This window comes from Clostridium intestinale (genome assembly GCF_035905475.1).
In the GTDB taxonomy this organism is placed as follows: domain Bacteria; phylum Bacillota; class Clostridia; order Clostridiales; family Clostridiaceae; genus Clostridium_T; species Clostridium_T intestinale.
Genome location: NZ_CP121166.1, coordinates 2,873,355 through 2,886,096, shown reverse-complemented (window position 1 = coordinate 2,886,096; position 12,742 = coordinate 2,873,355). Strand labels below are relative to the sequence as shown.

15 protein-coding genes are annotated in these 12,742 nt (G+C 30.5%); 14 read left to right on the top strand and 1 reads right to left on the bottom strand.

Features of this window, described 5'->3' with window-relative positions:
• From P8F83_RS14835 to P8F83_RS14820, 4 genes are all read left to right on the top strand, one after another.
• Positions 1 to 312: a hypothetical protein gene (locus P8F83_RS14835; RefSeq protein WP_326511732.1), complete on the top strand. Its 312-nt coding sequence runs from the start codon at positions 1 to 3 to the stop codon at positions 310 to 312.
• Positions 313 to 475: 163 nt separating this feature from the next.
• Positions 476 to 679 (top strand): BhlA/UviB family holin-like peptide, encoded by a 204-nt coding sequence (locus P8F83_RS14830; protein ID WP_021800398.1) that lies wholly within the window; start codon positions 476 to 478, stop codon positions 677 to 679.
• Between the two features lie 20 nt (positions 680 to 699).
• Positions 700 to 882, top strand: coding sequence for a hypothetical protein (locus P8F83_RS14825; protein WP_021800399.1), 183 nt, complete (start codon positions 700 to 702; stop codon positions 880 to 882).
• A gap of 34 nt (positions 883 to 916) precedes the next feature.
• Positions 917 to 1,951 carry a GH25 family lysozyme gene (locus tag P8F83_RS14820; RefSeq protein ID WP_326511731.1) on the top strand — a complete coding sequence of 345 codons (1,035 nt, stop codon included), beginning with the start codon at positions 917 to 919 and terminating at the stop codon, positions 1,949 to 1,951.
• A 445-nt stretch (positions 1,952 to 2,396) separates the two neighbouring features.
• Here P8F83_RS14820 and P8F83_RS14815 read toward each other — a convergent pair whose 3' ends face one another.
• On the bottom strand, positions 2,397 to 3,341 hold the full coding sequence (locus P8F83_RS14815) for a fused DSP-PTPase phosphatase/NAD kinase-like protein (RefSeq protein WP_326511730.1): 945 nt from the start codon (positions 3,339 to 3,341) through the stop codon (positions 2,397 to 2,399).
• Positions 3,342 to 3,859: 518 nt separating this feature from the next.
• On the opposite strand from P8F83_RS14815, the gene P8F83_RS14810 reads away from it, so the two are divergent.
• The 10 genes from P8F83_RS14810 (at position 3,860) to P8F83_RS14765 (ending at position 12,639) form a co-directional block, all read left to right on the top strand.
• Positions 3,860 to 4,270, top strand: a complete 411-nt coding sequence (locus P8F83_RS14810; RefSeq protein ID WP_181601484.1) for a bacteriohemerythrin — start codon at positions 3,860 to 3,862, stop codon at positions 4,268 to 4,270.
• A 104-nt stretch (positions 4,271 to 4,374) separates the two neighbouring features.
• Complete coding sequence (locus P8F83_RS14805; protein WP_021800403.1) at positions 4,375 to 5,727, top strand: glucose-6-phosphate isomerase; 1,353 nt, start codon at positions 4,375 to 4,377, stop codon at positions 5,725 to 5,727.
• 2 nt (positions 5,728 to 5,729) lie between these two features.
• Entirely contained in the window at positions 5,730 to 6,179 is a 450-nt protein-coding gene (locus P8F83_RS14800) for a YaiI/YqxD family protein (RefSeq protein WP_326511729.1), read from the top strand.
• A 52-nt stretch (positions 6,180 to 6,231) separates the two neighbouring features.
• Entirely contained in the window at positions 6,232 to 7,401 is a 1,170-nt protein-coding gene (locus tag P8F83_RS14795; protein WP_326511728.1) for a CapA family protein, read from the top strand.
• 125 nt (positions 7,402 to 7,526) lie between these two features.
• Positions 7,527 to 9,533, top strand: a complete 2,007-nt coding sequence (locus P8F83_RS14790) for a triple tyrosine motif-containing protein (RefSeq protein WP_326511727.1) — start codon at positions 7,527 to 7,529, stop codon at positions 9,531 to 9,533.
• A 40-nt stretch (positions 9,534 to 9,573) separates the two neighbouring features.
• Complete coding sequence (locus tag P8F83_RS14785) at positions 9,574 to 10,260, top strand: lytic transglycosylase domain-containing protein (RefSeq protein WP_326511726.1); 687 nt, start codon at positions 9,574 to 9,576, stop codon at positions 10,258 to 10,260.
• 227 nt (positions 10,261 to 10,487) lie between these two features.
• A complete protein-coding gene (locus tag P8F83_RS14780; protein ID WP_073022653.1) occupies positions 10,488 to 10,670 on the top strand; it encodes a hypothetical protein in 183 nt (60 codons plus the stop codon).
• Positions 10,671 to 10,724: 54 nt separating this feature from the next.
• Complete coding sequence (locus tag P8F83_RS14775; RefSeq protein WP_326511725.1) at positions 10,725 to 11,060, top strand: YnfA family protein; 336 nt, start codon at positions 10,725 to 10,727, stop codon at positions 11,058 to 11,060.
• 242 nt (positions 11,061 to 11,302) lie between these two features.
• Positions 11,303 to 12,022, top strand: coding sequence for a pseudouridine synthase (locus P8F83_RS14770; protein ID WP_326511724.1), 720 nt, complete (start codon positions 11,303 to 11,305; stop codon positions 12,020 to 12,022).
• Positions 12,023 to 12,333: 311 nt separating this feature from the next.
• Positions 12,334 to 12,639 carry a YerC/YecD family TrpR-related protein gene (locus tag P8F83_RS14765; RefSeq protein ID WP_021800410.1) on the top strand — a complete coding sequence of 102 codons (306 nt, stop codon included), beginning with the start codon at positions 12,334 to 12,336 and terminating at the stop codon, positions 12,637 to 12,639.
• Positions 12,640 to 12,742 lie beyond the last annotated feature (103 nt).

Below are 12,742 nucleotides of genomic sequence, written 5' to 3'. Positions count from 1 at the left end.
ATGGCACTACAATTAAATAATTATACTAATGGAGCAGGGGTAAAAACTCAATATTGGAAGATAACTGATTATAGTCTAAGAACCATCTATAAAAGTGTTGATATAACATTTGGGGGATGGGTGACAAAAGAATTAAGTGATAGTGGAAACTATTCACCAGTAGAAATTAAAAAAGTTAGATGTTTGGCAGATAAGTTTGACGAATACTTCTCTTCACAAAATTTAGATGAAAATGGATCAAATCCACTATTACAGATGTATAAATTTGCAAAAGATAATAGTGAGTTTTTTAAAGATTCATTTGATGTGTAATTCATTATTAGTTATATATCAACAAGAACTAAATAAATAACAGCAAAGAGCACAAGTAAGCTCTTTTTTTATTACCCAAATAAGGAAGGTTAAGACTATTTTTATAGAAACTTACCTTCCTTAATTATTAATACAATTAAATTTTTATATAAGGAGTGAAGTGATGGAGAGTGAAATAGTTAAATATATAATAACCCAAGGCATATTCTGTGTTTTATTTGTTTGGCTTCTAATGGATACAAGAAAAGATTCAAAGGAAAGAGAAAGCAAGTATCAACAAACAATAGATAAGCTTGCTAGTTCACTAGGAACTATTGAAGAAATAAAAGAAGATATAGATGATATTAAAGAAATAATTTTAAAATAATTTAAAAAGGAGGTTTACAAATGAAAGAAATAAAAGGTTTATTACAAGTGAAGAAGATAATAGCTTTATTACTAACAATGGTGTTTTGTATTTTAAGTATTAAGCAGAAAGTTAGTTCACAAGAATTTCTCACAGTGTTTAGCCTGGTTATTGCATTTTATTTTGGACAATCTACGGCGAGGCAATCATCTAAAAATGGATAGCTTTTATGTCAGAAATTAAAAGGGGGGAATGTAAATGTTAAAAGGAATAGATATATCAAATCATCAGCCAAGTATAGATTTTAATGCCTTGAAAAGTTCAGTTCAAGTAGTAATAATGAAGGCTACCGAGGGAACCACATACTTAGATCCAAAACTAGAATCTCATTATCAAGGAGCTAAGGCAGCAGGTTTTCCAGTAGGCTTTTATCATTTTATGAGTGAAAAAACTTCACCTTCAGAGCAAGCTACATTTTTTTATAATGCGATTAAAGGTAAGCAATTTGAAATAATTCCAGTACTAGACATAGAAACTAACTCACAAAATAGGACTGCATATCAGATAACTGATAGATGTTTAGAGTTTTTAGCTAAGTTTAAAGAATTATCAGGATTAGATTGTATTATTTATACTGGAGGATATTTTGGGAGAGATAATTTAGATGGTAGAATCAAAGCATATAAGGCTTGGATAGCCCATTATGGAGTGAATTCTCCAATGGAAACAGGGTTTTATAATGTAGTGGGACATCAGTATACTTCTAGCGGAAGCGTATATGGAATCAATGGTAATGTGGATCTTAATAATTTTACAGAGGGCATATTTATAAATAGAAATATAGAAACGCCTAAGGAAGATACGAAAACTCAACAAGTCGAAAATAGATATGGAATAGTAACGGCATCGGTACTTAATGTTAGAGATGGAGCAGGTATTGATTATAGTGTTATAGGGCAATTAAAAAATGGTTCTAGAATTAGGTTAGGGCCCAAGGTTGGAAGTTGGTATAATATATACTTTGGAAATCATGGCGGATGGGTATCCTCAGAGTATGTAAGCTTAGAATGTTCTCAAATAGTAGAGGCAATTCCTCAAAAAAGTGGAACTTACGGTGAGGTAACAGCATCAGTACTTAATGTCAGAGGTGGAGCAGGTACAAATTATAAAATAATAGGACAACTTCAAAATGGCGAAAAAGTAAGACTTGATGTCAAGTTAGGTAATTGGTGGAGTATTTACTATGGGGATCATGGTGGTTTTGTTAGTGCAGATTATATAAAAATATTATAAAGTATAAAGCTCCTGCATCTAGGATACAGGAGCAAGTTTCATTGGAAAGGAGGTGACAAGAATTATTGCCTAGTTAACTCTCTCACAGTTTAAGATATTCATATAAGGGGAATTTTGTTACAAGTTCGGAATTAAATTTAAAATAAAATCTTTTTTGTAGAAGAATGAATAATAAAAGGGCAGAAAAGTAGACTACTTATTGAATGTCGTAATGTCGTAATAACGCTATATCATAATATAGTAATTATATTGTATTATGTTGAAATTAAAAGGAATCTAATGGAGCTTGAGAAGAAGCTCCTCTACAGGGCAGAAGTTAAAAGGAATTTAATGAGGCCTGAAAAGAGACCTCTACAGGTTAGAAGTGCGTAATGTCTCAATTTATTTTAGTAGGAGAATTATTAAAAGTAGCCAATTAAGTTATTAAAGGGAAGCGTGATTCTTCTTAAGAAACTTTTAAATATTTTTCTTCATTCTTTAAACTAATAAACCCATCATATTCCTTACTCCACGTACTCCAACTCATCTTAAATCCTCTACCATTTTCTTTACAGTAGTTATAGAAGTTAAGTAGGAATTTATATCTCTCAGGGGTATAGAATTCTCTAATAGTAACTTCATCGAAGTTTGCAAGTTTTAGCTGACGATCCATAATATCTGTAGCAGAAACTTCATTATAATTAATAAGCATATCATACATAATCATAAAGGTTGTTGTTCTTCCTACACCAGCTTTACAGTGGAAATGAACCCAGGAATCTTTAGGAAGGTTTTTAAATGCCTCTATAAAATAATCAACCATATCGTCAGTTGGTAGCCCTAAATCTGTTACAGGAATTCTTATGTAGGACAAGTTTTTTGAAGTAACTAAAGCATCTTCATTAAAAACTTCAGTTGGAATCATGCTATTATTAGGGGCTCTATAAACTGTAACAGGAGTATTTAATGGTATGGAACTTAATTGATTGGTTTCTTTTTCTATTACCTCATCTCTAGTTAATCCTTTATTAACATCATTGTTTATGTTCTTCCAGCTAACAGGAAGGCCATTTATAAAACCATGAGATTCTTGACGTAGGTCTACAATAGCAATTGGTTTTGATGTACCTATTTCCGCTAATAAAATAGGAAGATTTTTTTCGGAAAATTGCTGACTTCCTGAAATATTTAATTTATCTAATCCCTTCAAAGAGAATTTTTCATTTTTTGTTAAATAAATAGGTGTAGAAGTTTTACGGAAATTTCGTGGGGTAGATTCATTTAAAGAATCTAGTGCTAGCTGAACTTCATCAGATGCAATAGCTGCAGCTGTATCTAAAGACAGAGTAGTAGAAGATAGTGAAATAAAAACCAAGATAAATGCAAAAAAGATGGCAGTACTTTTTTTCAATTAAATCACCTCTCAAATAGTTCTATAGGATAGTATTCCCTAAATACAAAAAATTACTATTAACCACGACCTATGTGATCTATATTAAAAATCAATATTAGTGCTACTATAACCAAAATAAAATAAATAACCATGTCTCTAACTAAATCAAGTCGAATTAATTCTTTTCTAAATTTCATTAATAATCACCTCATCAAATCCTTTTAACTTCTAATAACTGTATTATTAGAAGTATGGACAAACAATAAAAAATGTATACACATTATTACTGTAGAAGCGGTTTTTGCTTCATCAAATCATTTAAGAAAAGAATAGATTGACGTTAAAAACAACGTCTACTATGAAGATGTGCACATTATTGCTGTAGCACGTCACAAAGTGACTGCATCAAATCCATTAAAGTGATTATTACCATAGAGTTTTTCTAAAAATGAAAATTTACATATAGGCTCTTTTATATTTAATTTAATAATAGTATAATCTACCATAGGGAGTATATTAGTAAAGGAGGCTATTAAATGTTTCAATGGAAAGATGAGTATGTTACAGGGATACAATTTATTGATGAACAACATAAGATGCTATTTGAAATAGCACACAAAGCCTATGATATATACAAAAATGACCTAGTACTAGATAAATACGACAAGATAGTTGAAGTAATAGAAGAACTAAAGGAATACACTAAATATCATTTTGGTGAAGAAGAAAAATTTATGATGGAGAGTAAGTATAAAAAATTCTTTTCTCATAAAATTCAACATGATGATTTAATTAGTGATCTTGATAAGATGAACCTTAAAGATATGGATCATAATCAGGATAAGGCATTATTAGATATTCTTAATTTTGTTTTAGAGTGGATACAAAATCATATATTAAAAACTGATTTGGGTATGACTGCTGAAATCAAAAAAAGTTTATCATAATCTAAATAACTAAAGGATAAAATACATAGAGCAGAAAGCTAACAATGGTTTCATTATGTTATAATTACGGATGGAACATTAAATATATTCACGGAGGTAAGGAAATGAAAAAAGGATTAACTCTAGACATTACAAAAGCTAAACCATTTTTAAGAGACGAAGAAATAACTAACTTAAGCAGCATAGTTAAAGCAGCACACAAGGATTTACACGAAAAAACAGGTGCAGGCAATGACTTTTTAGGGTGGATTGATCTTCCAGTTAATTATGATAAAGATGAATTTAATAGAATTAAAGATGCAGCAGAAAGAATAAAAGGACATTCTGATGCTTTAATAGTTATAGGAATCGGTGGATCTTATTTAGGAGCAAGAGCAGCTATCGAAGCTATAAATCACTCTTTCTTCAATGTTTTAAGCAAAGATAAGAGAAAAGCTCCACAAGTATTTTTTATAGGAAACAGCATAAGTTCAACTTATTTAGCTGACTTATTAGAAGCTATTGAAGGATTAGATATAAGCGTAAATGTTATATCTAAATCAGGAACTACTACTGAGCCTGCTATAGCATTTAGAATATTTAAAGACTACATGGAAAAGAAATACGGAAAAGAAGAAGCTAAAAAGAGAATATTTGCAACTACTGACGGAAAAAGAGGTGCATTAAAATCTTTAGCTGATGAAGAAGGTTATGAAACTTTCGTTATTCCTGATGATGTTGGAGGAAGATTCTCTGTATTAACAGCAGTTGGTTTACTTCCAATAGCAGCTAGTGGAATAAATATAGATGAATTAATGCAAGGTGCAGCTGATGCAAGAGATGCATATTCAAGTGATAATGTAGAAGAAAATGACTGTTACAAATATGCAGTTGTAAGAAATGCATTATACAACAAAGGTAAGGTTACTGAAATATTAGTAAACTATGAGCCAGCTCTACAATACTTTGGTGAATGGTGGAAACAACTTTATGGAGAATCAGAAGGAAAAGATGGTAAGGGTATATTCCCAGCAGCTGTTAACTTCTCTACAGATCTTCACTCTATGGGACAATACATTCAAGATGGTTTAAGAAATGTATTTGAAACTATAGTAAATGTTGAAACTGCTAAAAAGAATGTAACTATAGAAGAATCTAAGGAAAATGTTGATGGATTAAACTTCATAGCAGGAGAAACTATGGATTTTGTTAATAAAAAAGCTTTCCAAGGAACTGTTTTAGCTCATAATGACGGTGGAGTACCTAACGTTATAGTTAATGTTCCAGAATTAACTCCATACTACCTTGGACAATTAATATACTTCTTTGAAAAAGCTTGTGGATTAAGTGGATATATTTTAGGAGTAAATCCATTTGACCAACCAGGTGTTGAAGCATACAAGAAAAACATGTTTGCATTATTAGGAAAACCAGGATTCGAAGATTTAAAAGCTGAACTTGAAAAAAGATTACAATAATTATGAGAATTCTGATTGACGGCGATGGCTGTCCAGGAAGAAAAATCATAGAGAAGGTTGCAAGGGAATTTCAAATTCCCTTGTTCTTATATTGTGATATTCATCATAGTATAACTTTAGAGTATGGAGAGGTTAAATATCTAGATAGTGGATTTCAATCTGTGGATATATTTTTAGCTAATGTGACTAAAAAAGGTGATGTTGTAGTTACTGGAGATTATGGATTGGCATCTATGATATTAGCTAAGGAAGCCATACCTGTAAATCCTAAAGGAATGGTATATAATAAAGACAATATAGATAGACTACTTATGGAAAGGCATATATCAGCAAAAGTTAGAAGAGGTGGGGGAAAAACCACAAACCATAAAAAGAGAACCAAAGAAGATGATGATAATTTATATAAGACTCTAAGAAATATAGTTCAAAATATGGTCCAGACTAAAATATAAGCTGTGTAGTAAAACAATCTACATAGCTTTTTTTGAAAAGGAGTATTGTGATTTGAGAAGAGAAAACATAAAAAAGAGAAGAAGAAAAAAGAGAAAGAGAATATTATCAGTAGTTCTTATAATAGGATTACTATTAATTATAATTCCAACTGCATTTGTAATATCTAAAAACATTCTTGAAAAAAACATTTCTAAAAATCAAGATAAGACACCTGAAGAAGATACAACTCAAAATGAAAAACCAGTTGAACCAGTAAAGCAAGATGTGAAAGAAGAAGTTATAATATCTGCAGCTGGAGACTCAACTTTAGGAACAGATACAAAATTTTCAGGAGAAACCTTGCCTGCTGTGTTTAATACTACTGGGAAAAACTACGCTTATTTCTATCAAAACGTATATGATATATTTTCTAAGGATGATTATACTTTTGTAAATCTTGAAACCACCTTTACTGATGCAACGGCTAAAAAGGATAAAGGAGCACCTCCTTATTATCATTTTAAAGGGCCTAAGGATTACGTAAATATATTAACTTCTGGAAGTATAGAAGGTGTCACTGTAGCTAACAATCACATATACGACTATGGACAGCAAGGCTTTAATGACACAATAGAAGTGCTAAAAGGCGCAAATGTAGACATAGCTGGAGAAGGATATAAAATAGTTAAAGAGATAAAGGGAATAAAGTTTGGATTTTTAGGTTATCAAGCTTGGAGTGACACTAAAGAGCTAAGAGATAAGATAAAAGCAGATATAGCTGAGCTTAAAAATAGTGGCTGCCAAGTAGTAATTCCATATTTTCATTGGGGGATAGAAGGACAATATAAACCCTATGATGTTCAAGTTAATATAGGAAGATATGCTATAGATAGTGGAGCGGATTTAGTATTAGGATCACATCCACATGTAGTTCAAACCTTAGAAAACTATAAGGGAAAACTTATAGTATATAGTTTTGGTAACTTCTGTTTTGGAGGAAATAATAATCCTACAGATAAGAGAACTTTCATATTACAAGCAAAACTTAATTTCACAAATGGAAAATTAGAGCAAACAAGTTTTAAAGTGATACCTTGTTCAGTATCCTCAGTAAATAACAAAAATGATTATAGACCAACTCCTATGAAGGATCAAAATAAAACAAACTTATTAAAATTTTTAAATGAATTATCTCCAACACTTAATGGAGAGATAAAAGACGAATTTTTTCAGATACAATAAAATTTAACAATAATATGTCATAAAAGAGAGTTTTTCTTCGTTAAAAACTCTCTTTTAAACAATTCATTTTGTAGCAAATAATGGTATAATACTCTTGGGTAAATATATTTGAGGAGCGAATGAGAATGGATGAGATTTTGTTAAAGTTTAATAGAGAAAATCCTATTAGTAAAGAAGAAGAAGTAGAAATACAAGTTGAAAACAATACGGATGAAAATCTAGAATACAAGTTCATTTTAGGTAATTTCGGAATATGGACAACCTTAAGAGAATTTTCATCTGAATCAGTATATAAATGGATTCCCACAGAAAACGGCAGCTATATTTTCATGGTTCAAGGCAAAAAGAAAGATAGCTCAAAACCCTTTGATTATTTATGTAAGGGTGAAATTTTAGTTGGGGAAGAAGAAGAAAAAATAATTAAAAATGTATTTGTTAATTCTCACGAGTTACAGGTGGGAGAAAAAATAAGTATAGAAATAGAAAGTTCTAAAAGACCTGTATTATTTAGATTCTGGAAAAGTGGACAAAGAGGTTGGGAACTTATAAAAGATTATTCTCCAGAAAATAGCTTAATTTTTACTGCTAGTGAAGAAGGAAATCAAGAGATATTAATAGAGGCTAAGGAGCCAGCATCAGAAAATAACTTTGATGATTTTTATTCAGTAAAATACAAGGTAAATCCAAGAGCAAAAGTTGAAATATCAAACTTTAGATGCTTAACTCAAGACTTATTATGTGGGGAAGAGTTAAATTTTCAGGTAGAATCTAAGGGGGAAGAAACCTCCACAATGCTTTATAAGTTTGTAAAAATCAATGAAGAGGGAAAAGCTTTATGTATTCAAGATTATTCCTCCAAAACAATAGTGAGCTTTTCAGAGCAAGAACCAGGCGAATACAAACTTCTTTGTTTAGCAAAAGATATATATTCAAATAAGGAATTTGATGACAGAGCCTTAATGGTTTATACAATAAAAGCCTATAAACCTATACTAATAAAAAGCTTCACAACAGATTTAGCTTCACCTCAAGTAAATGGAGCAGCAATTTTATTAAGAGCTTTTGTAGAGGGTGGAAAAAATTTATTATATAGGTTTAAGATAGATGGAACCTATGGGGAAGACTCTGGTTTTATAAAGAACTCAACATATTTATGGAAGAGTAAATCAGAGGGAGAATATAAAATAACCCTTTATGTAAAAGATGCAAGCTTTGAGGGTGACTATGAAGACACTGTAGCTATGGAATATTTTATAGATAGAAAAAGTGCAAGAACAATTAAAATTACCGATGTGGTTATGGACAAAGATAGCAATTATTTAGTTGGAGTACCTATAAACATAAAGGTGTTAGCTGAAGGTGGATCATCACTAAAATATTCCTTTACAGTTTTTAAAAATAAAAAAGAAATAGAAAAAGTAAATTATGGAACAGCAAATTGGGTTAACTTTACTCCAGAGGAATCTGGAGAGTATGAAATGGAAATACGTGTAAAGGATAAATATTCTCCTAAGGAATATGATTGTCATAGTGTAGTGTACTTTGATATAATAACTTATATACCTGGTAAGATAGATTATATTTTGTTGCCATCAAAGGAGTTCTACATGGTTGGAGATGATGTTGAGCTCGAGGCAATAGTTCAAAATAGTCAATCAACACTCATTAATTACATCACAAAAATAAATGGACATGTAGTTGAAGAGACAGGTTTTATTAAAAATAAAAAGTTAAAATTGACACCTAAAATTCCTGGGAAATATACCTTTGAACTTTATGCCAAAAACATAAAATGCCAAGGTGAATATGACACTAAAAAAGAGTTCCACATATATATAAACGACTCTGCACCAATTACAGGAACAAAGATAATTTCTAATAACATTAACTTCAAGTTACAAGATGAAATTAATTTTAATGTTGAATGTAAGGGTGGAAAAGATGTATGTTATGAGTTTTATATAATGGAAAGAGGGAATTGGGTTAGAACTCAAGGCTATAGCAAAAAGTCATATTATAGCTTTAGACCTTTCGTAGCAGGTAAATTTAAGATATTAGTTTTAACAAAAAGTTATTATAAAAAAAATGCCTATGAGGATTATGACATCATTGAATTTAAAGTTTCAGAATAACTAGACGATAAATAACTATAAAAAATATGGAGAGATGCATATGAAAATAGAGAATACTGAACAAATGTTAGCTATGACCATGATGTCATCCATACTAAAGCAATCAATGGGAAATAGTCAGTCCTTTGATATAATACTTCAAAGTTTATTACAAAGTATGGATAGTAATAGTGATAGTAATAATATACTTAGCAGTTTACTGAATAATCCACTTGGAGAATCCATAGGTGGAAGCGATAGTTCACTAAATGATTTGAATTCATTAAATTTAAAATCATATTTAAGCCAGGGGATAGATTCATCCTATAAGGGAACTGATTCTACAAGGCTTAGGATAGAAGCAGCAGTAAAAAGTGCTTCTCAAAAGTACGGTGTAGATGAAAACTTAATTAGGGCAGTGATAAAACAAGAATCTGATTTTAATCCTAAGGTAGTTTCAAGTGCTGGAGCTCAAGGACTTATGCAGCTTATGCCATTTAATTCAGAGGCATATGGACTATCAAATCCATATGATATTGAAGGTAACATAAATGTTGGTACTCAAATGCTTAAAAAACTTATAGATAGATATGGAAATTTAGATATGGCGTTGATGGGATATAATGCAGGGGAAGGTACTATGGCAAAAAGAGGAGTAACCTCACCAAGTGATTTATATAAAATGCCATCAGAAACAAGAAATTATGTAGTAAAAGTAACGAATTATTATAAAAATGGAATATCTTAAAGGCTATTAGGCTAGTGCAAATTATTGTACTAGCCATTTTTTATTGCACGGATAATTAGATGATTATCTAAACAACTAATTACTTGATTATCTAAGTATTTAATTACCTGAGCATCACCGTAGTTATGGGAGTACGGTGATACTTAGATAATTAGGTACAATTTTTATTCATCATCTTAGCTTTAAAACCATATAGTATTAGAGTTAAAGAAAGAGAGGTTGAGAACATGAATAAAAATGAAAATGAACCATTTGATGTTAAAAAGACCTTTAATATCAGAAGATCCACAGCAGAAATGATAATAGAATTGAAATTAATTCATCCTAACATAAATATTAGATATAATATATTAATTGATGAAGCTATAAGACATTATTATGAACATATCAAAGAAAAAGGCGGATTTTAGAAAGGATAAATGATAGAATATTAGATATTAAATTACAGAAATGAGGGAGCTAGCTTGGAATTTATAAAATCAATATTCTATTTTATAGTGGCAGGTGTATTTGAGATTGGCGGGGGTTACCTTGTATGGTTATGGCTTCGTGAGGGGAGAAGTTTTTTATATGGAGCAGCTGGAGCCATAGTATTAATTTTGTATGGAGTTATACCAACATTACAGCCTCCAAACTCTAATTTTGGAAGAGTGTATGCAACATATGGAGGAATATTTATTGTTTTATCTATATTATGGGGATGGAAGGTTGATAAGGTAGTTCCAGATAAATTTGATTTGATTGGAGGAGCAATAGCTTTAGTTGGAGCTCTTATAATAATTTACGCACCTCGTAATTAAGTTCTTTACACCACGTAATTAAATTCTTTACACCACGGAACAAATTTGGATTTACTACAGTTAGAATCTAAGATTAGTTAACTATTCCTGCGAGTTTTAACAAAGATAAGTAAATTATAATATAGAAATATAGTTATAAAAATATTATATTTGGTTGACAATTGCCTAATAACAAAGGACAATTAGGTTAAATTTGAAAATTAGTATATAATTTTATATAAGTTTAACTAGGAGGTTTCTTAATGGAAAGATTAGATAAAATACTTTCTAATTTAGGTTATGGAAGTAGGAAAGAAATAAAGTCAATTGTAAAAAAAGGATTAGTAGAAATTGACGGAAAACTTGCAAAAGATAATGGAATGCAAGTGGATCCTGAAGCAAGTGTAATAAAAGTGAATGGTGAAGAGATTGTATATAAAAAATACATATACTTAATGATGAATAAGCCTGATGGGGTGATTTCAGCTACTCACGATAAGTATGATGAAACAGTTGTGGACTTATTATATGCAGAAGATGCGATATTTGAGCCTTTTCCTGTAGGTAGATTAGATAAGGATACTGTAGGCTTACTGCTTTTAACGAATGATGGAGAGTTAAATCATAAATTAATATCGCCTAAACATCATGTTGATAAAGTTTATTATGCAGAAATTGATAAAGGTGTTAATGAAGAGGATATAAAGGCTTTTGAAAAAGGGATAGTGCTAGATGATGGTTATAAATGTATGCCTGCAAAGTTGGAGATTATTGAATCAGATACTGAGGGGGCAAGGGTACATGTAACTTTGCAAGAAGGGAAGTTCCATCAAGTTAAAAGAATGTTTGAAAGTGTTGGGAAAAAGGTGGTTTATTTAAGAAGAATATCCTTTGGAGGGTTACCTTTAGATGAATCTTTAGAAGAAGGTGGATATAGAGAGTTAACTGAAGAGGAATTAAAAGTATTAAGAGGAGAAGATTAAAAGTACTATTTTAGATAACGATACTATACCTATCGAACGTTTACAAGAAATGAGGTAAAATCATTCATGTAGACAAGAAGATACAATATTTTTTTCAGAAATTCCTTGCAATTAAGTACAAGTTAACATATAATATTTTTGCAAGGATAAATAAAAGGAATAAATAGCCCCCTTTTTATTTATTGCTTATTGCTAAAACGCAACCTAGCCCCAAGGGTTGCGTTTTTGTTTTTATCTTTTACTTTACTACTTTACTTTATTAAAATATAATAAGAGATAAAGACGAATGTGCGACTAAAGGAGTGTATTTTATGGATACTTATAAGTCAAATTTAAAAAGCAAAGAAATGGATTATCTAATGGAAGCCATTTTAAGTTTAAAAGATAAAGAAGATTGTTATAGATTCTTTGAAGATATATGTACAATAAATGAGATTAAAGCAATTGATCAAAGGATTCAAGTTGCAAGGATGCTTAAGGATGGTAAAACTTACACTGAGGTTGCAAAACTTACAGGGGCCAGTACCGCAACCATTAGCAGAGTTAATAAGTGTATCAATTATGGAAGCGATGGATATAATAGAGTTATTAGCAGAATAGATTGGAATGAAGATTAAATCATGGGAAATTTTTATTAATATGTTAAATTTATAGTTTCAATTATGATATAATGAAATATAGTTTATAATATAAAGAGGAATATGGATATATTCCTCTTTC

Excerpts from the sequence above, each read along its gene's own strand:
- P8F83_RS14830 (WP_021800398.1), top strand. The coding sequence starts at position 476 with ATGGAGAGTGAAATAGTTAAATATATAATAACCCAAGGCATATTCTGT.
- P8F83_RS14765 (WP_021800410.1), top strand. The coding sequence starts at position 12,334 with ATGGATACTTATAAGTCAAATTTAAAAAGCAAAGAAATGGATTATCTA.
- P8F83_RS14770 (WP_326511724.1), top strand. The coding sequence starts at position 11,303 with ATGGAAAGATTAGATAAAATACTTTCTAATTTAGGTTATGGAAGTAGG.
- P8F83_RS14805 (WP_021800403.1), top strand. The coding sequence starts at position 4,375 with ATGAAAAAAGGATTAACTCTAGACATTACAAAAGCTAAACCATTTTTA.
- P8F83_RS14820 (WP_326511731.1), top strand. The coding sequence starts at position 917 with ATGTTAAAAGGAATAGATATATCAAATCATCAGCCAAGTATAGATTTT.
- P8F83_RS14790 (WP_326511727.1), top strand. The coding sequence starts at position 7,527 with ATGGATGAGATTTTGTTAAAGTTTAATAGAGAAAATCCTATTAGTAAA.
- P8F83_RS14780 (WP_073022653.1), top strand. The coding sequence starts at position 10,488 with ATGAATAAAAATGAAAATGAACCATTTGATGTTAAAAAGACCTTTAAT.
- P8F83_RS14810 (WP_181601484.1), top strand. The coding sequence starts at position 3,860 with ATGTTTCAATGGAAAGATGAGTATGTTACAGGGATACAATTTATTGAT.
- P8F83_RS14800 (WP_326511729.1), top strand. The coding sequence starts at position 5,730 with ATGAGAATTCTGATTGACGGCGATGGCTGTCCAGGAAGAAAAATCATA.
- P8F83_RS14825 (WP_021800399.1), top strand. The coding sequence starts at position 700 with ATGAAAGAAATAAAAGGTTTATTACAAGTGAAGAAGATAATAGCTTTA.
- P8F83_RS14785 (WP_326511726.1), top strand. The coding sequence starts at position 9,574 with ATGAAAATAGAGAATACTGAACAAATGTTAGCTATGACCATGATGTCA.
- P8F83_RS14835 (WP_326511732.1), top strand. The coding sequence starts at position 1 with ATGGCACTACAATTAAATAATTATACTAATGGAGCAGGGGTAAAAACT.